Below are 17067 nucleotides of genomic sequence, written 5' to 3' on the forward strand. Positions count from 1 at the left end.
CTGAGTATCAATGAGCAATAAAGTACACTTAGGCCATACCGCCAGAAAACGTTTCGGACAAAACTTCCTGACCGATGACAATGTGATCAACCGTATTGTGGCGGCTATCGCCCCGGATAATGAGCATGTCATGGTCGAAATCGGCCCGGGTCTCGCGGCTCTGACCGAACCTGTGGCCAGCGCCATCGACAAGCTGACCGTGGTCGAACTGGACAGAGATCTGGTGGAGCGTCTAAAGCAGCATCCTGTGTTGAAAGACAAACTGGAAATTCATCAGGGTGATGCCCTGCAGTTTGACTTCAACAAACTGATGGTAGAAGGCAAGAAGCTCAAGGTCTTCGGTAACCTGCCATACAATATCTCCACACCGCTGATGTTCCATCTGTTCGAATACGCCGAGCAGATCACCAACATGCACTTCATGTTGCAAAAAGAGGTGGTGTTGCGGCTTTCGGCCAGCCCGGGAAGCAAGGCCTATGGCCGCCTGACCGTCATGGCCCAATATTATTGCCAGATAGTGCCGGTACTGGAAGTGCCACCGGGCAGCTTCACGCCGCCACCTAAGGTCGATTCCGCCGTGGTGCGCCTGGTGCCCTATGAAACCAAACCCTGGCCGGCCAAAGACGTTGCCATGCTCAGCAAGGTAACCAGCACCGCCTTCAACATGCGCCGCAAGACCCTGAGAAATAACCTCAAGGGGCTACTTGATGATGCCGATTATGAGGCCCTGGGAATTGATCCCGGCCTCAGACCCGAGCAGATCAGCGTCGAGCAATATGTTGCCATCGCCAACTTGCTGAGCGACCGTCAGGCATAACATCCGGACGCCGGGCGGCGTCCTTCCTTTCCATCAGAGATTTTGGCCAGGAACTTAAGATGAATCCCCAGAAGAGCCGTATCAGAGTCGAGGTGCAGACCCAGTATATAGAACACCAGTCCGCGCCGGATGAAGACAAGTATCTTTTCAGTTACACCATCACTATTATCAACCTGGGTGATGAGGCAGCGACCCTCAAGAGTCGCCACTGGGTGATAACTGATGGCAATGGCCAACAAAGTGAAGTCCAGGGCGCCGGTGTCGTCGGTGAGACCCCGAGGATCAAGCCCAATACCGCCTACCAATACAGCAGCGGCACAGTGCTGGAAACGCCGCTGGGATTTATGGAAGGCCGTTATCTGATGGAAACCGATGCGGGCGAGAGTTTCTACGCCCAGATCCCTCCTTTCCGCCTGGCCGTACCCGGCCAGGTACACTGATGGGCAGATAACAGTGGCTCACTATTTTGTCGGCGATATTCAGGGCTGTTTCAACGAGTTGCAACGCCTGCTGGAGAAAGTCGATTTTAATCCCTCCAGGGACGAGCTTTGGGCGGTCGGCGATCTGATCGCCCGCGGTCCGGATTCTCTCTCGACCTTGAGGTTCTTCCGCGACCTCGGCGATTCGGCCAAGTCTGTGCTGGGTAACCATGATCTGCATCTACTGGCGGTAAAGGCCGGGCTCAAACGGGTCAAACCCAGCGACAAGCTGCAACCGCTGCTGGAAGCGGCGGATATCGGCAGCCTCATCGACTGGATTCGAAGCCAGCCCCTAATGCGCGAGTTGCCCGAGCATAAACTCATCATGACCCATGCAGGCGTGCCGCCCCAGTGGGATATCCAAACCTTACGCCAGGAAGCGAATGCCGTCAGCCAGGCGTTGCAGCGAGCCGACTATTTAGACAGTCTCATCGCCCGGATGTACACAGAAGAGCCGGAAGACTGGTCTGATGCGCTCAGCGGCCTGCCCAGACTCAGGTACTGTATCAACGCCCTGACCCGGATGCGTTACCTCTATCTCGACGGCACTCTGGATTTCAGTTGCAAAGTGCCGCCGACCAAATGTGACGACCCCAATCTCAAACCCTGGTTTTTATTCCCATCCAACACCGCTGACTACACCAAGGTCTTTGGCCATTGGGCCGCCCTGATGGGTAAAGTCGACGGTAAAAAACTGCAGGCGCTGGATACCGGCTGCTGTTGGGGAGAACACCTAACACTCTGGCACCTGGAAACCAATCAAAAAATTACCCAATCCAGGTTAAAAAAAGGTTAAGCTTAGCAAACATACGCCGATAACCAATTGGTAACGTGCCTATGAAAACTAAAAGATTTTTCCAAGAGAAAAACCATAACCTTTTCCGGAGTAGCCTATGAAGTTGAACGTAGCAACCCGAGTCATAGCAGGGTTTGCCTTAGTCACCCTGCTATTGATTCTGCTTGGTGCTGTTTCCTGGTTCACCAACAATGAACTGAAAAACACCACCGAAGTTCTGCAACAACTGAGTATTCCGGCACTGAAATCAACCGGCTCGCTGAGTGAGACCCTCAGCGAACAACAAAGATTGGTTCTGGTAGGCTACCATGTCACCAAGGCCAATAAGCTTCCGCCGCTCCAACAGCAGTTTGCCAGTCAAAAGCAAAGCTTCAAGGCGCAATTTGCCAGTCTGTCGAAGCTGGTACAGCAGGAGCCCGGGCTCAAAGAGATCCTGCCCCAGGTAGAGCGCAATTATCAGGCTTTTATTAACACCAGCGAACGCATGATGGCTGACCACCTCAGAGCGCTGGAACAGCAGGAAAGCCTCAATGAACAGCGAGATCAACTGGAAACAACCGCCGATGATGCCGCCAGTTTGCTGCTGGACCTGATGGATCTTGAGCAAAGTGAAAACACCACTGAGCGGGAAATTGCCGCCTCAGCTGCAGCACTGGACAGCAATGTCACCAATGTGATCAGCACTGTTTACGATCTGGTGGCTACCGAAGAGCGCAGCAAGTACGAAATCATAGTCAAAGAACTCAGCTATATCAGCAACGAAGCCGAGGCCAAACTGGAGTACATCGGTCGCCATGGCGCCGGCGTCATTGATGCCGATGTGCTCAGCGAAATAAACGCCGAGCTTGGCAAGCTCAGCCAGCATCTTAAGGGCAATAACTCGATTCAGGCCCAGAAAGCGACCCAACTTGAACTTCAAGCCAGTACTCAGGCAGCACTGGCTCAGGTGGAAACCGACAAACAAAATGTCAATCAGGCAATGGCTGCCCTTTCCGGAGCCATCGAAACCCTGACCAATGAGATCAACGCCAAAACCCTGGCTAGTATCGACTCGGCCAGTATGCAGACCCTTTTGGTGGTTCTGGTGGCAATAGTGGTTGCCATCGCAGTGAGTATTGCCGTGGTGAAACCTCTTACCGCCTCACTCAACCGTATCAATCAAGCATTGAATATCCTCGCTTCCGGTGACTTGACCCATAAGCTGGACGACTCTGGCCAGGATGAGTTTGCCGAGCTTTCCCGCAACTGTAACCGCCTTATCGACAGTCTCAGAGGCCTTATTCGCGGCATTTTGGATAGATCTAACCAATTGGCAGCCGCTGCCGAACAAACCTCGGCGGTCACCTCACAAACCACTATCGGGATCCAGGAGCAGAAGAGTCAGGTGGATCAGGTAGCCACAGCCACCACAGAGCTGAGCTCCAGTGCCCAGCAGGTATCCCACAGCGCCGATCACGCCCTGAGCCAGATTAAACAGGCCGATGAAAAAGCTCAGCATATGCGAATCATTGCCGAGGAAAACCGTCGCACCATAGAAGCGCTGGCTGAGGAAGTTGCCAAGGCAGGAGAAGTGATTAACAAGGTGCACTCCGACAGTGACGCCATAGGCTCAATTCTGGATGTGATTCGTGGCATTGCCGAGCAGACCAATTTACTGGCACTCAACGCCGCCATCGAGGCCGCCAGGGCCGGTGAACAGGGACGCGGCTTTGCCGTTGTCGCCGATGAGGTACGCAATCTCGCATCCCGTACCCAGGAGTCGACCCAAGAGATCCAGCAGATGATCCAGGTGCTGCAAACAGGCACCCAAGAAGCAGTCGCTGTCATGGAACAGGGGCGCGCCCAGACCAACTCCTGCGTCGCCAAGACAGAGCAAGCTAATCAGGCTCTGGAAGCCATCAGCACATCTGTACATCAAGCCTTTGATGCCGGCACCCAAATCGCCAACGCGGCTCAGGAGCAGAACCAGGTCAGTCAACAGGTTTCAGAAAAACTGGAACAGATCGCGCTGATCTCGGAAGAAACTGCCTCAGGCGCCGAACAAACCGCCCAATCCAGTCACCAGGTAGCACAACTCGCCGAAGAGTTGCAGGCTTCCGTTGGCGAGTTCAAAGTTTAATGCCAATAGTTGGCCTGAGCCGAGAATGTTTTATCGTCTGAATAGAGAAAAAATTCGGCGCTCAATCCTGAGGTCGGTGGATTGACACCCCACAGACTCCAAAGCAGAACCAAGCTTTAGGGGCTCAAACAAGGTATAAGTTCGTCATTGGTTATTTCCCTCATCGATTACTTCTGTGTTTCGCCTCTCTACAGCAACGGGCACAAGCAACAAAAGTGACACAAAAACCTGTTTTATTTATTGACAATCAACCTCTGTCGCTTGTTAGCTTGCAGATAAGGAAATTAGCGGGAGCTTTCAATGGAATACAGACGTATCCCCCACTCCACTCTGGAAGTGAGCAAACTGTGCCTCGGCACCATGACCTGGGGCGAGCAAAACAGCCAGGCCGACGCCTTCGACCAGTTGGATATGGCCCTAGCCGAAGGGATTAACTTTATCGACACTGCCGAGATGTATCCGGTGCCGCCAAAACCCGAAACTCAGGGTGAGACCGAACGCATCCTTGGCGCCTACCTCAAGGCCCGCGGCAACAGAGACAACCTGGTGATAGCCACCAAGGTGGCGGCTCCCGGCGGCAAGAGTGACTATATCCGCAGTAAAATGGCACTGGACTGGCGCAATATCCAGCTGGCGGTGGATGCATCATTGCAGCGCCTGGGCGTAGACTGTATCGATCTCTACCAAATCCACTGGCCCCACAGAAACTGTAACTTCTTCGGCGAACTCTTCTATGAGCAGCAGGAGCAGGAGTCGATGACTCCCATCCTGGATACCCTGGAAGCCTTGAGCGAAGTGATCCGCGCCGGCAAGGTGCGCTATATCGGGGTTTCCAACGAAACCCCATGGGGCCTGATGAAATACCTGCAACTGGCCGAGAAACATGGCCTGCCGCGAATTGTCAGCGTGCAGAATCCCTATAACCTGCTGAATCGCAGCTTTGAAGTAGGCATGAGTGAAATAAGCCACCGCGAAGAATTGCCACTGCTGGCCTACTCGCCATTGGCCTTCGGTACCCTCACAGGCAAGTATCTCGACGGTCAGTGGCCAGCAGGTGCCAGGTTGACCCTGTTCAAGCGCTTCGCCCGCTATACCGGCACCGAGTTGGCGCTTGAGGCCACCGAAGCCTACGTCAAGCTGGCCCAAAAATTCCACCTGAGTCCGGCGCAGATGGCACTGGCATTCGTCAACTCCCGTCCCTTTGTGGGCAGCAATATCATAGGTGCCACCAATCTGGAGCAGTTAAAGGAGAACATTGCCGCCTCGCAGCTTAAGCTGAGTGATGAACTGCTCAATGAACTCAACTCGCTGTCGAGCCGCTTTCGCCTGCCCTGTCCTTAAGGGCTGAGATATTTCGCCTTGCATTGGGCGCACAAATCCATAAAGATCTGTGCGCCCTTTTGATTGAAGATCCACAGCAATGAGCACTCCACAGTTGCGCGCCCAGTTTCCCGCGCTCACCCAAATGCTGGGGGATTATCCCCTGGTCTATCTCGACACGGCCGCCACCAGCCAAAAGCCTCAGCGGGTGCTGGAAGCGATGGCGCGTTTTTACCGTGAAGATTGCGCCAATGTGCACAGAGCGGCCCATCAGCTTTCCGCCCGGGCGACCCAGGCCTACGAAGCTGTGCGTGATGCCTTGCAGCATTTTATCCATGCCGCTCGGCGGGAAGAAATTATCTTCACCCATGGCACCACCGAAGCCATCAACCTGCTGGCCTGGGGCCTTGGTAAACGCTTTGGCAAGGATGACCTCATTCTGGTCGACAGCTGCGCTCATCACGCCAATCTGCTGCCCTGGCAACAACTGGCCAAACGCAGTGGTGCCAGGCTGGACCCCATACCACTGGATAAAAATCTGCGCCTCGATAAGGCGGCCTTTAGCCTGCTGCTCCAGCAAAAGCCCAAATTGGTGGCCCTCAGCCATGTTTCCAATGTATTGGGTACAGTCAATGACATACAAGCCCTGTGTCAGGATATTCGCGCCGCCGGCGCCATCAGTGTGGTGGACGGTGCCCAGGCCGCCGCCCATCTGCCGCTGGATATGCAGCAACTGGGGTGCGACTTTTATGCCTTTTCCGGCCACAAGATGTATGGCCCCAGCGGCATAGGCGTACTCTGGGGCCGCTATGAATTGCTCGACACCTTGGAGCCACTGCTGACCGGCGGTGAGATGATAAAAACCGTCAGTTTCCAAGGCAGTACATTTGGCGACTTGCCCAACCGCCTCGAGGCCGGCACCCCGCCGATAGCCGAGGTCATAGGTCTGGGAGAGGCCGTCGCCTTTCTAAAACAGCAGGACAGACAAGCCCTGGCACTTGCCGAACAAAAACTGCTAAGCAAGTTGCAACAGGGGTTATCCGCCATTGCCGGGGTCGAACTTTACGGCGCTCACAGGGATAATCTGGGCGCCGTGGCCTTTAACCTCAAGGGTGAGCATCACCAGGATGTAGGCATACTGCTGGATCAACAAGGCATAGCGGTACGCTGCGGCCATCATTGCGCCATGCCACTGATGTCGCTGATGGGTATCAAGGGCTGCTGCCGGGCCTCTGTGGGGATCTACACTGATGAGCAAGATATCAAACGTTTTCTCGATGCCTTAAAGGCAAGCGCCGAACTATTGGGATACTGAACCATGACAGAGCAAACACTCACTGCTGCCGACTTTATCCAGTTTGCCAAGCAAACCCAGGCGCCCCTGGCCGACTTATTTGAAGCCGTTTCCTCAGCCAATAATTGGCAGGACAGATACCGCCAGTTGATGCAAGGAGCCAAACTGTTGCCGGCCCTGCCACCCGAGCTGCAAACAGAAACCGCCCGGGTACGCGGCTGTGAAAGCGCCGCCTGGCTCTACCACTGCCAAGTCGAGGGCAAACATCTGTTTATTGCCGACAGCGAGGCCCGCATCGTCAAGGGGCTAATTGCCCTGTTGCTGCATGCGGTGAATAACAGCGACAGCCAAACCCTGGCGCAATTTGAGCCCAAGGCTTATCTCAAGCGACTGGGTTTGGAGGGGCAACTGAGCCCATCCCGCAGCAACGGCCTCTATGCCCTGATAAGCAGGATCATCGAGCTCAGCCGAGAGTAATGGCATGCTGATTTTTTCAGCGTTTCAACTATCCAGCTCACATCGGAGAATAATTTTGCGGCCTGGTTGGCATTTTTCCAATTAAGCTTCACTTACCATCTGGTTCCAGAGTCGGAGCGTAGCTCAGCCCGGTAGAGCGCTGTCTTCGGGAGGCAGGGGTCGCAAGTTCGAATCTTGTCGCTCCGACCAATCAAACCGCTACCCAAGCGGCATAAAGACTCAAGGGCAGGTTCATTGAACTTGCCCTTGTTGTTTCTGTTTCGTCACACTGCCACAACCATCATCAAGCCGGCCAGCAACAAACAAGTGCCGAGCACGTATTGCAGTTGTTTCTTGGCCAGCACTTTACAGGTTACCTCCCCCACCATGCTGAGGATCAACACAGTCGCGCCGATCCCCACCAGATAGCCCAAAAACAAATTGGAGCCACTGAGGGTCCAGTCGGCTACGCCCAGATTGGTGCTGCCCAGGGTGTAGCCATGAGCAAATGCCAACATGGCAACCATGGCCGCAGCGATATGGGTGGCAAAACAGATATTGCCGGCAATCAACATGCCGAGCACAAACATGGACAGGAGAACAAAGGATTTACTGACGATAAGCGCCACAGAGGTTTGCGCCGTCAAAGTGCCGGCCAACATCACCAGCACAAAAGATAGCGGCACCACCCACAAGGCTTTGCCGCCAAGCTGCGCCGACCAGACGCCGACTCCTACAGCCACCAGCAGACTGGCCAACAACATCAATGGGTTGAGTTGCATCACCTGCTCGGGAAAGCGTCCCACAACCCCCAACGACAACAGCAGACTGGCGCCAACACCCAAGAACAGCCAAGATCTGCCAGCAAACAAGGACCGCATCATAAGCACCTCTCACTTGCCGAGTGACTATGCTTTAACTTTATACCTTAGGGCCAGAAAATGCTTGACCTGGCACAAACTCCTGACAAATAACCCAGCTTTATTAACTTGCATAACACAGACTCAAGCCTTACTATCCTTGGGTCTTTAAATCGATTGTTATTTCAAAGCCTATGTATTCCCCAGCAGACTCACTGCTCATGCTACAGACTTGGTGGCGCAGCCCAAACCGGCGGCGTCAGGATTAAACATAGGTAAAATCATATCTTCCGGGCCGCCATAAGGCGGCCTTTGTGTATCTGTACGTCTTATGGCTCCGGCAATTTCAAGGAGAACAAGATGAAACAGATCATACTCACAGGCGACAGACCCACAGGCAAACTGCATATCGGTCACTATGTCGGTTCACTCAGGCAAAGAGTCCAAGTTCAGGACGAGTTCGATCAGAACGTGATGATTGCCGACTATCAAGCCTTAACCGACAACGGCCATAACCCGGCCAAGGTGACCGAAAACATTCTCGAAGTCATGGCCGACTACCTGGCGGCCGGGCTGGATCCCATCAAGACACGTTTTTGCCTGCAAAGCACACTACCGGCGCTGTCGGAACTCACCTGCATCTACTTGAACTTGGTGACGGTTGCCCGGCTTGAGCGCAATCCCACAGTCAAGGCCGAAATTCAGCAAAAAGGTTTTGAGCGCAGCCTACCGGCGGGTTTTCTGGTCTACCCCGTCAGCCAGACCGCTGATATTACCGCCTTTCGCGCCACTCATGTGCCAGTGGGTGAAGATCAGTTGCCCATGCTGGAGCAAAGCAATGAAATCGTCCGTCGCTTCAACAATCTGGTGGGGACTGAAGTGCTCAAGGAGTGTCAGGCTATTCTCAGTGACGCAGGCCGCCTGCCTGGGCTCGACGGTAAGGCCAAGATGTCCAAATCCCTTGGCAATACCATAGAACTGGGAATGAGCAGTGACGAACTCAAGCAAGCGGTGTTTTCCATGTATACGGATCCCAACCATCTGAGGGTGGAAGAACCAGGCAGAGTCGAGGGCAATACGGTGTTCAGTTATCTCGATGCTTTCCACCCGGACAAGGCGCTGGTAGCCGAGCTCAAGGCCCATTATCGCCGAGGAGGCCTCGGGGACATGAAGTGCAAACGGATACTCAATGACTGCCTGCAGGAGTTACTCGCGCCCATGCGTGAACGGCGCAGTCAGGCTATGGCAGACAAGGGGCAACTGCTGGCGATACTGCAGCGGGGCACGGAAGAAGCCAGAGCCATCAGTGATGCTGTACTGCAAGATGTCAAAGCCGCCATGGGGCTTAATCTGTTTCGCTAACCAATGGGTCACTCAGCTGTACTAGCTCAGCCCAAGGGGCCATAAGCCCGCCCCTTGGCTGAGCCTCTCGCAGCGCAATCGGTCGGACTTTTCGCCGGCCGGCATTGCCCGCCAAGATGCAACACACTGTCACCGTCTGAGTGACTAATCCTGGCATACCAACAGAGTTAGAATAGTCACATACAGCGAGATCCCCTCTGTAATACCCCTTAAAGGCGTTAAATCCACTTGGCCTTAACCAACTGAATCTAACCACCTCATTTGCTTACCCCAAACAAGGCTCGGTTTGCATTCGATTTGGCACAGGTAAATAGTTCTATTTATTCAGAAAAATGCCTTTATGGCGACATTGTTATGATTTTACGGATTTAAACTGCCGACATCATTCGAGAGGCAGAAACGAGATGAAACACTCACAGAAACGATTCCCCTTGCTGGCACTCATGCTCAGCTTGATATTGCCGGGCTCTATATTGCCGGGAGATGCCAACGCCGCCGAACAGGGCGTGGCAATCAACTATATCCATGGCGAAGGCCAGGCCAACGGTATCAAACTGGCTTATCAGCTGTATCTGGATACCCTGACACCTATCAGTGAAGATTTGGAACTGACCCTGGAAGCCAGTATCAACTTTTGGGAATATGGCGAAAATAACCAGCATGATGTCAATCATGTGCTGGCCATGTCACCCATATTGAGATATCCGCTGATGAGGGGGCAGTGGCTGGACTTTTATCTGGAGGCCGGGATCGGCTTTGCCCTCTTGGATGACAGCCAATTTGCCGGTAAGGATGTCGGCTCACACTATCAGTTTGAAGACAGATTGGGCTTTGCCTTCAAATTTGGCCGGGAGCGCAAACAGACTGTCTCCATCACCTACCTGCATTATTCCAATGCCGGCCTCAGCAAGCCCAACCCTGGGCTCGACTTTGTCAACCTGGCCTACAGCTACCGTTTCTAACCCCTTTTTAGGGAATCGGGCCAATCAATTTAGCGGATGATTGGCCCGAAAATAGGCCCACTCTTCCACAATGCTGCCATCCGGCAGGTGACAATAGCCTATTGTGCCCTTTTGTTCCTGAATCAGCTGCAGCCTACCGCCGGATTCGACACAAAATACCGCTGCCGGATTAGGGCTTCCCACAGCATCTTTCAGACTCTCGGGCTCGGTTTTTGCCGCCTCTTCAGAGCAGCCCCCCAACAACAACAGAGTGCCCACAGTCATTACCGTTAATACTCGCATCTTGGCTCCTTACTCAGTCCCTTGGGCGCGCTCAATTGCAGCCAAAGATTGTCCGCGGTCAGCACTCCCCCTCTTCAGGCTACAAAGGCACGAACAATTTATCCAAGTTAATAAATTGAAAATGATAAATATTGTTAAAAACGAGCAGCAGTTTTTGCCAGGCAGATCGTGATTTTTCCAATTTGATCAGGCTTGTTTTTTTGGTGTTTGACAGTAAAGCGGGTAAAGTGTCGCGGTTATCACCTTTTTTGATACAAGGCATTAGCCTGCAATTGATAAAAGACCTACAAACATAATAATACAGACAAGGGAAGAGTATGAGCGACTCCAACTCCTGTGCGGGCAATGACCTGCGCGAAGTCAAGCAACTGGGAATGTGGGCCTCCATCGCCAGTTTAAGCTATATCTTCTGGCTGGTCGGCGGTATGGAACTGGTTGAACGTATCGCCTACTACGGCGTTAAGGCCAGTGCCGGACTCTATGCCAAGGCACCGGCTTCCGAAGGTGGCCTAGGTATCAGCCTCAGCGATTACGGTATCATTATTTCAGTCTGGGCCTTACTGCAGACCTTTGTGCCGGTATTTACCGGCGGGATCTCAGATAGGGTCGGCTACAAAGAGACCATCTTTGCCTCAACCATTATCAAGATCTGTGGCTACCTCTGTATGGCCTTCTTCCCCAGCTTCTGGGGCTTTTTGTTCGGCGCCATGTTGCTGGCAGCCGGTACCGGCATCTTCAAGCCCGGCATCCAGGGGACGCTGGTGCTGTCCACCAACCGTAACAACACCTCCATGGCCTGGGGTATCTTCTATCAGGTGGTGAATATCGGTGGCTTCCTTGGCCCCTTGGTGGCAGTGCATATGCGGCAGCTGTCCTGGGACAATGTATTCTACGCCTGCGCCGCCATTATCTCGCTCAACTTCCTGTTCCTGCTGACTTACAAAGAGCCGGGTAAAGAGCAACGTCTGGAGCGGCAACGTAAGATCAAATCCGGCGAACTCAAGCAGGAAATGCTTTGGAAAGATGCCTGGAGCGAGCTGAAAAAGCCGGTAGTCATCTACTATATGCTGGTGTTCTCCGGCTTCTGGTTCCTGTTCAACTCTCTGTTTGACGTGCTGCCTATTCATATCGCCGAATGGGTGGATACCAGCGTAATTGTCACCAGCCTGTTTGGCCCTGAAGGCACCAGTAATGGCATACTGCAATTCTGGCTCGGGCTGAACAACGAAGGCACCAAGGTCATGCCGGAAGGCATGCTCAACCTCAACGCGGGTCTGATTATGACCAGCTGCTTCCTGATAGCCGCCCTGACCGCCAAGTACCGCATCACCAGCGCCATGTTGGCCGGCTGTCTGCTGTCTATATTTGCCTTTGTGTTGATTGGCGCCACCCATGCGGCCTGGTTTATCGTGTTGGCTATCGCCATGTTCTCCCTCGGCGAAATGATGATAAGCCCAAAAAAGAACGAGTTTATGGGCAATATCGCCCCCGAAGGCAAGAAGGCCATGTACCTCGGCTTTGTGATGTTGCCACAGGGCATTGGCTGGGGCCTGGAAGGCTATTTCGGCCCCAAACTTTATGAAATTTTTGCCTCCAAAGAGATCTTCTCTCGTGAGATGCTGCTGGATAAGGGCATGTCACAGACCGATGTGGCCGCCATTCCGCAGGGGGAAGCCTTTCATAAACTGGTTGAGTTCACCGGCCAAAGTGGCCGCGAGCTGACAGAAATCCTCTACCAGAGCCACAACATAGGTATGGCCTGGTACATCATAGGCGCCATAGGCACCATTTCCGCCGTCGGCATCTATATCTACGGTAAGTGGCTGCTGAGAATGCAACAAGCCCAAGCCTAATTGGAAACGCCACCTTAGGGTGGCGTTTTTATATATTGATTGTAAATGAGAGCTTGATCCCGCCAAGGGAACGGGCCAAATCCTATGCTTAAAATAGCCATAAATAGAATGCAACCATTTGTATCCAAGGAAGTTTTATGCTTTTTAACCATCGTCTTCACCGACAGATAGATTCATTGAAACAACGACTCGAGGAACAGGGCCAGCAGCACCAGGCGACACTGGAGCAACTGCAGCTGCAACTGGGGCAGCTCAAACAGGAAAGGGACCAGGCACTGGCGCAAAACCGCGACTTCGCCGCCATGCTGGCCTGCCAGAACCAGGGTGGGCTCATGTTGCAATCGGTACGCGAGGCCATGGCCGAAGACGCCGGACATCTGCTTGAGGAGCAGAGCAAACTGCAGCAGCTCAACGCCCTGTTCGAGCAAACCCGCAGCGCGGTTGCCAGGCTGGGAGAGCGAGCCCATCTGCTCAGTTCACAGTCACAGCATAGCCTGAGCACTGTGGCGCAGCTGGATACCAGTACCCAAAGCATCAGCCAGTTTGTCAGCGCCATTCAGGGTATTTCGGCACAGACCAACCTGTTGGCGCTCAATGCCGCCATCGAAGCCGCCCGCGCCGGAGAGGCAGGTCGCGGCTTTGCCGTGGTGGCCGATGAAGTCCGGCAGTTGGCGGCCAAGGCCAGTGACGCCAGCCAACAGATAGAGCAGTTGGTGCAACAGATCATCACTCAGTCGGAAAGCATACGAACCCTGACAGATGACAACCAAGGCTGCGCCGATGAAGTGGCCAGCTCAGCGGTGCAGATAGACACTGTGGTCACTCAGGTGTTGGCGCAATCGGCGCAGATGCAGCAGGTGATCAGCCATGCCGCGACTGTGTCTTTCCTCAACACCACCAAGCTCGATCATGCGGTATGGAAGCAGAATATCTATGAACTGCTGCAAAACCAGTGTTTTGATCAGCCGGTAAACAGCCACCATGACTGCCGTTTGGGTAAGTGGTACTACGAAGGACAAGGCGCCAGCCTCTATAGCTCACTCCCGGGTTTCCGCGAGTTGGAAGCGCCACATGCATTGGTGCACGAGAGTGGCCGCCAGGCGCTGGAGCACGCCGCTGCCGGCGACACCACAGAGCAGGTGATGGCGCTGCAACGGATGGAAGATGCCAGTATGCAGGTGGTACAGGCCATAGATAGCATTATCGCCGCAGTTCAGTAGCCGTCAGTAAAATCGTCAGTAAGCGACCGACTCCACCTCTTCCCGGGTCAACTCTCTGGCTTCGCCCTCGGCCAGAGAGTCATCCAACACTATCTGACCTATCTGGCTGCGATGCAGCGCCAGCACAGGGTTACGAAAGCGGCCGAACATGCGTTTTATCTGGTGATATTTGCCCTCAGTGAGTATCACCTCTGCCTCATGGCTTGCCAAAATTCTCAGTTCGGCCGGCGCTGTAATGACGTTTTCAAACTCAAAGAAAAATCCGTCCCTGAAAGCCTCGATATAAGTGTCATCCAGCGGATTGGCCAGACGCACCCGATAACGCTTGGCCTTACTCGATGAAGGCAGGGTCAACGCCTGGGTCCAGCGGCTGTCATTACTGAGCAGCACCAACCCGGTACTCTGCTTATCCAGGCGGCCGGCGATATGCAGCCCCGGCACCAATGCCGCCGGGGGCAGGCAGTCGAGTACGGTTTTATGCTCGGGATCTTGAGTGGCACTCACTACTCCGGCAGGCTTGTTCAGCATCCAATAGACAGGGTTTTGCCGCTGCAGCCATTGCTCATCGAAACGAATATGACTGAACTCATGGATAAGCCTGTCTGCGGCAAACACCTGCTCGTCATCGAGCCAAACCCTGCCATCGACAAGCAATTGCCTGGCCTGTTTGCGGGGAATATTCAGTTGCCCGGCGAGAAACCTGTCCAGCCGCCCCCTCTTACTGCGCATCGTTTAAAGTACCTTTAGCTTCAATCCGATAAGCACAGCGACGTGAGCCATCCAGCATGTGTTCGCGGCGACTGACTTCCACCTCAGGCCCCAGCAGCTGCCGGAACAATGCCAGCTCAGAGCGACAAAAGTTCTGGCAACTCGTGGCCGCCGCACAAATAGGACAATGGTTTTCCAGCAGCCAAAAGCCGGTACTGTCCACTTCAATCTGCGCCATATAGCCTTCACGGCTTCGGATCTCGGCCAGGCATTCCAGCTTATCGGCAAGGGAAGCGGCAGCGGCCATCTGGCTCGAATAGCTCTCGAGGCTTTGCTGCTCTCTGTGACTGATGAGTTTATCCAAGCCCTCGTCACCAAAGACCTGACGCACTGAAGTTATCAGCTGTAGGCTCAGCTCATCGTGACGGTCGGCAAACAGCGAGCGACTCTGCTCGGTCAGCGTCCAATAACGTGCAGGTCTGCCGCGGCCTTCGGCCCTGTCTTCGGTCCGCACCAGCCCCTCGGCTTCAAGGGCTTGCAGATGTTGACGTACCCCCATACTGGTCAGCCCCAGCTCTGCGGCCAGGCTTTGGGCCGTCTGGGCTCCGTTCAACTTGAGAATATCGACTATCTTGTCTGTGGTCTTCATGGCACCTCCAGCGCTGATTATGCCCGGATCAGGACGCCGCATCCAGAATAAATAAACTTTTTTGTTTATTTTATCTTTACATCATTAAGTAAAGCACATACCTTATAAAACGATAAATAAACAAAAAGGTTTACTTAACATGAAATACCTAGTCGTCAGCTCCAGCCAACGTTTCCAATCCCAGAGTGCCAAGGTCGCAGAATTCATCACCCGGGAAATAAAGACCAAGCAGCTCGCAGAGGCGGAGCATTTGGAGCTCTGCGGTTTCAATCTTCCCTTCTGGGATGGTGAGCAACAAAACAAGGGCGCCGACTGGCAACGGATAGAAGCCAAGGTGACTGAGGCCGATGCTCTGGTGCTTATCACTCCGGAATGGGGCGGCATGGCGACACCTTTGCTGAAGAACTTTCTGCTGATGTGTGACAGCCAACATACGGCCCATAAGCCAGTGCTACTGGTTGCGGTTGTCTCAGGCATAAGCGGCGCCTATCCCATCAGTGAATTGAGAATGAACGCCATGAAAAACAACAAACTGGTGGCCGTTCCGGATCATTTGATCGTCCGCGATGTCGAGAAAATGCTCAACCCCGAATGCGACAGCATCCGCGATGCCAGATTAAGAGAAAGGATCAGCTATAGCCTGCATATGTTGGCCCAGTATGCAGCCGCACTGGCACAGATACGTTTTGCCCACAGGGACGCCCCCTTTCCCAAACAACAGGAATATTGCTACGGCATGTAAACAAAAGGCCCAAATAAAGGACAAATACCAAGGAGAACGCAAATGATACAACTGGAACACCTGAACCTGGTGGTTGCAGACCTGCCCAAGACCCTGGATTTTTACCGCGCCGCGTTTCCTCACTGGCAGATCCGCTGCCAAGGAGAAGGAAGCTGGTATGGCAAGCCACGAAAATGGCTCCACTTCGGTGATGACTATCAATACCTGGCTTTCAGCGATAATGGCGAAGGCAATAACCGCGACTTGAGCGGTCATCAACCCGGGCTGGCCCACTTCGCCTTTGTCACTGCTGACATAGACGGGGTGATCGAGCGCCTGCAGGACGCTGGCTATAGCATAGATAAAGACGGAGCCGACGAGCCCTGGCGCCGCAATGTGTACTTTATCGACCCGGCCGGGTTTGAAGTGGAGTTTGTCCAGTACCTGAGCGATCTGCCAAAGCAGCGCAATCGCCCTAGCTAAGCAAGCTAAGGGCAGTCAAACATAACCTTACAGGCTCCCTCACCTTCGCTCACTGGGTGGGGGAGCCGCCTTGATTCACCTCTTGGTAAACAAACTGTATAACCAGCCCAGGGTGACGGCACCCAGCGCCAGGCTGAAAATGCTGTAGGCTATGATGCAATAGTCAGCCATATTCATTCCCAGCAGTGACCAATCATCTTCACCACAGCCCCCTGTCGGCGCGAACTCATAGGGTAACCATTCATGCAACGGTAACCCCAAGGGGAAATGCGGCTCGGTGGAACAAGCGGCACCACCGCCGCCGGTAGCAAAGATATCGCCACCATCCAGCATGTGCGCCGCGGCATGTATCTGTTGCAGCTCAACTGACCAGAGCATCCCCTGAATCACACCATACCAAGCCAGCGCCAATCCCAAGACCTTGAGCCATTGACTGGAAGGCTTAATCGCCATGGCAATACCGGCAATCAAGATACAGCACTGACTAAAACGAATATAAACACAGAGCTCACAGGGATCCATCGCCAAGAACCACTGGAAATACCCCATTGCCGACAACAACAGAAACAGCGCAGCTCCAGCCATCAGCAACCACACACCTCTCTGGGCCTGCCAGCGGCCCAGGGCTAATAAAGGAGCCTGTTTAAACTCCCCAAACAAACGGCTAACAAGATTCATCTGCATTA

The 17067-nt window shown here is 53.8% G+C and carries 18 protein-coding genes and 1 tRNA gene; 14 read left to right on the forward strand and 5 right to left on the reverse strand.

The genetic code is table 11. The features are described 5' to 3' along the window. The first annotated feature begins 10 nt into the window (after window positions 1–10). The 8 genes from rsmA (at window position 11) to WKR14_RS16020 (ending at window position 7491) form a co-directional block, all read left to right on the forward strand. Entirely contained in the window at window positions 11–817 is an 807-nt protein-coding gene (gene rsmA, locus WKR14_RS15985) for a 16S rRNA (adenine(1518)-N(6)/adenine(1519)-N(6))-dimethyltransferase RsmA (RefSeq protein WP_101055654.1), read from the forward strand. A gap of 59 nt (window positions 818–876) precedes the next feature. Then, window positions 877–1257: a Co2+/Mg2+ efflux protein ApaG gene (gene apaG, locus WKR14_RS15990; protein ID WP_025011370.1), complete on the forward strand. Its 381-nt coding sequence runs from the start codon at window positions 877–879 to the stop codon at window positions 1255–1257. Between the two features lie 13 nt (window positions 1258–1270). Beyond that, window positions 1271–2092 carry a symmetrical bis(5'-nucleosyl)-tetraphosphatase gene (locus WKR14_RS15995; RefSeq protein WP_165565517.1) on the forward strand — a complete coding sequence of 274 codons (822 nt, stop codon included), beginning with the start codon at window positions 1271–1273 and terminating at the stop codon, window positions 2090–2092. Between the two features lie 97 nt (window positions 2093–2189). Then, on the forward strand, window positions 2190–4211 hold the full coding sequence (locus WKR14_RS16000; protein ID WP_339086877.1) for a HAMP domain-containing methyl-accepting chemotaxis protein: 2022 nt from the start codon (window positions 2190–2192) through the stop codon (window positions 4209–4211). 300 nt (window positions 4212–4511) lie between these two features. Further along, window positions 4512–5552: an NADP(H)-dependent aldo-keto reductase gene (locus WKR14_RS16005; RefSeq protein ID WP_101055658.1), complete on the forward strand. Its 1041-nt coding sequence runs from the start codon at window positions 4512–4514 to the stop codon at window positions 5550–5552. 79 nt (window positions 5553–5631) lie between these two features. Then, window positions 5632–6846: a cysteine desulfurase gene (locus tag WKR14_RS16010; RefSeq protein WP_339086880.1), complete on the forward strand. Its 1215-nt coding sequence runs from the start codon at window positions 5632–5634 to the stop codon at window positions 6844–6846. 3 nt (window positions 6847–6849) lie between these two features. Continuing rightward, window positions 6850–7302 (forward strand): SufE family protein, encoded by a 453-nt coding sequence (locus tag WKR14_RS16015; RefSeq protein ID WP_165565521.1) that lies wholly within the window; start codon window positions 6850–6852, stop codon window positions 7300–7302. 112 nt (window positions 7303–7414) lie between these two features. Further along, window positions 7415–7491 (forward strand) — tRNA-Pro (locus tag WKR14_RS16020). A gap of 74 nt (window positions 7492–7565) precedes the next feature. Here WKR14_RS16020 and WKR14_RS16025 read toward each other — a convergent pair. Continuing rightward, window positions 7566–8165 (reverse strand): HupE/UreJ family protein, encoded by a 600-nt coding sequence (locus WKR14_RS16025; RefSeq protein WP_101055664.1) that lies wholly within the window; start codon window positions 8163–8165, stop codon window positions 7566–7568. A 336-nt stretch (window positions 8166–8501) separates the two neighbouring features. Here WKR14_RS16025 and trpS point away from each other — a divergent pair, with 336 nt between their 5' ends. Together trpS and WKR14_RS16035 are read left to right on the forward strand one after the other, a co-directional pair. Next, window positions 8502–9503: a tryptophan--tRNA ligase gene (gene trpS / locus WKR14_RS16030; RefSeq protein WP_339086883.1), complete on the forward strand. Its 1002-nt coding sequence runs from the start codon at window positions 8502–8504 to the stop codon at window positions 9501–9503. Between the two features lie 404 nt (window positions 9504–9907). Then, entirely contained in the window at window positions 9908–10465 is a 558-nt protein-coding gene (locus tag WKR14_RS16035) for an acyloxyacyl hydrolase (protein WP_101055668.1), read from the forward strand. A 24-nt stretch (window positions 10466–10489) separates the two neighbouring features. Here the strand turns inward: WKR14_RS16035 and WKR14_RS16040 are convergent, their stop codons facing one another. Continuing rightward, window positions 10490–10747, reverse strand: coding sequence for a DUF333 domain-containing protein (locus WKR14_RS16040; protein WP_339086885.1), 258 nt, complete (start codon window positions 10745–10747; stop codon window positions 10490–10492). Between the two features lie 317 nt (window positions 10748–11064). Here WKR14_RS16040 and WKR14_RS16045 point away from each other — a divergent pair, with 317 nt between their 5' ends. Together WKR14_RS16045 and WKR14_RS16050 are read left to right on the forward strand one after the other, a co-directional pair. Continuing rightward, window positions 11065–12600 carry an MFS transporter gene (locus WKR14_RS16045; RefSeq protein ID WP_101055672.1) on the forward strand — a complete coding sequence of 512 codons (1536 nt, stop codon included), beginning with the start codon at window positions 11065–11067 and terminating at the stop codon, window positions 12598–12600. A gap of 137 nt (window positions 12601–12737) precedes the next feature. Beyond that, entirely contained in the window at window positions 12738–13820 is a 1083-nt protein-coding gene (locus WKR14_RS16050) for a methyl-accepting chemotaxis protein (RefSeq protein WP_339086887.1), read from the forward strand. Window positions 13821–13835: 15 nt separating this feature from the next. Here the strand turns inward: WKR14_RS16050 and WKR14_RS16055 are convergent, their stop codons facing one another. Then, a complete protein-coding gene (locus WKR14_RS16055; RefSeq protein ID WP_101055677.1) occupies window positions 13836–14549 on the reverse strand; it encodes a 16S rRNA pseudouridine(516) synthase in 714 nt (237 codons plus the stop codon). Further along, on the reverse strand, window positions 14539–15177 hold the full coding sequence (locus WKR14_RS16060; protein WP_101055678.1) for a helix-turn-helix transcriptional regulator: 639 nt from the start codon (window positions 15175–15177) through the stop codon (window positions 14539–14541). Before WKR14_RS16060 ends, WKR14_RS16055 begins: the two co-directional genes overlap by 11 nt. Before the next feature lie 139 nt (window positions 15178–15316). Between WKR14_RS16060 and WKR14_RS16065 the strand changes: the two genes are divergently transcribed. Next, window positions 15317–15919, forward strand: coding sequence for an NADPH-dependent FMN reductase (locus WKR14_RS16065; protein WP_224867890.1), 603 nt, complete (start codon window positions 15317–15319; stop codon window positions 15917–15919). A gap of 42 nt (window positions 15920–15961) precedes the next feature. Beyond that, window positions 15962–16381 (forward strand): VOC family protein, encoded by a 420-nt coding sequence (locus tag WKR14_RS16070; protein ID WP_101055680.1) that lies wholly within the window; start codon window positions 15962–15964, stop codon window positions 16379–16381. Window positions 16382–16456: 75 nt separating this feature from the next. On the opposite strand, the gene WKR14_RS16075 is transcribed toward WKR14_RS16070, so the two are convergent. After that, window positions 16457–17059 (reverse strand): disulfide bond formation protein B, encoded by a 603-nt coding sequence (locus WKR14_RS16075; RefSeq protein WP_101055732.1) that lies wholly within the window; start codon window positions 17057–17059, stop codon window positions 16457–16459. Between the last annotated feature and the right edge of the window lie 8 nt (window positions 17060–17067).

The sequence above is a fragment of the Shewanella chilikensis genome (assembly GCF_037953065.1).
GTDB classification, from domain to species: domain Bacteria; phylum Pseudomonadota; class Gammaproteobacteria; order Enterobacterales; family Shewanellaceae; genus Shewanella; species Shewanella chilikensis.

Excerpts from the sequence above, each read along its gene's own strand:
- WKR14_RS16015 (WP_165565521.1), top strand. The coding sequence starts at position 6,850 with ATGACAGAGCAAACACTCACTGCTGCCGACTTTATCCAGTTTGCCAAG.
- WKR14_RS16045 (WP_101055672.1), top strand. The coding sequence starts at position 11,065 with ATGAGCGACTCCAACTCCTGTGCGGGCAATGACCTGCGCGAAGTCAAG.
- WKR14_RS16010 (WP_339086880.1), top strand. The coding sequence starts at position 5,632 with ATGAGCACTCCACAGTTGCGCGCCCAGTTTCCCGCGCTCACCCAAATG.
- WKR14_RS16005 (WP_101055658.1), top strand. The coding sequence starts at position 4,512 with ATGGAATACAGACGTATCCCCCACTCCACTCTGGAAGTGAGCAAACTG.
- WKR14_RS16040 (WP_339086885.1), bottom strand. The coding sequence starts at position 10,747 with ATGCGAGTATTAACGGTAATGACTGTGGGCACTCTGTTGTTGTTGGGG.
- trpS (WP_339086883.1), top strand. The coding sequence starts at position 8,502 with ATGAAACAGATCATACTCACAGGCGACAGACCCACAGGCAAACTGCAT.
- WKR14_RS16065 (WP_224867890.1), top strand. The coding sequence starts at position 15,317 with ATGAAATACCTAGTCGTCAGCTCCAGCCAACGTTTCCAATCCCAGAGT.
- WKR14_RS16070 (WP_101055680.1), top strand. The coding sequence starts at position 15,962 with ATGATACAACTGGAACACCTGAACCTGGTGGTTGCAGACCTGCCCAAG.
- WKR14_RS16025 (WP_101055664.1), bottom strand. The coding sequence starts at position 8,165 with ATGATGCGGTCCTTGTTTGCTGGCAGATCTTGGCTGTTCTTGGGTGTT.
- WKR14_RS16060 (WP_101055678.1), bottom strand. The coding sequence starts at position 15,177 with ATGAAGACCACAGACAAGATAGTCGATATTCTCAAGTTGAACGGAGCC.
- WKR14_RS16075 (WP_101055732.1), bottom strand. The coding sequence starts at position 17,059 with ATGAATCTTGTTAGCCGTTTGTTTGGGGAGTTTAAACAGGCTCCTTTA.
- apaG (WP_025011370.1), top strand. The coding sequence starts at position 877 with ATGAATCCCCAGAAGAGCCGTATCAGAGTCGAGGTGCAGACCCAGTAT.
- WKR14_RS16055 (WP_101055677.1), bottom strand. The coding sequence starts at position 14,549 with ATGCGCAGTAAGAGGGGGCGGCTGGACAGGTTTCTCGCCGGGCAACTG.
- rsmA (WP_101055654.1), top strand. The coding sequence starts at position 11 with ATGAGCAATAAAGTACACTTAGGCCATACCGCCAGAAAACGTTTCGGA.
- WKR14_RS16035 (WP_101055668.1), top strand. The coding sequence starts at position 9,908 with ATGAAACACTCACAGAAACGATTCCCCTTGCTGGCACTCATGCTCAGC.
- WKR14_RS16050 (WP_339086887.1), top strand. The coding sequence starts at position 12,738 with ATGCTTTTTAACCATCGTCTTCACCGACAGATAGATTCATTGAAACAA.
- WKR14_RS16000 (WP_339086877.1), top strand. The coding sequence starts at position 2,190 with ATGAAGTTGAACGTAGCAACCCGAGTCATAGCAGGGTTTGCCTTAGTC.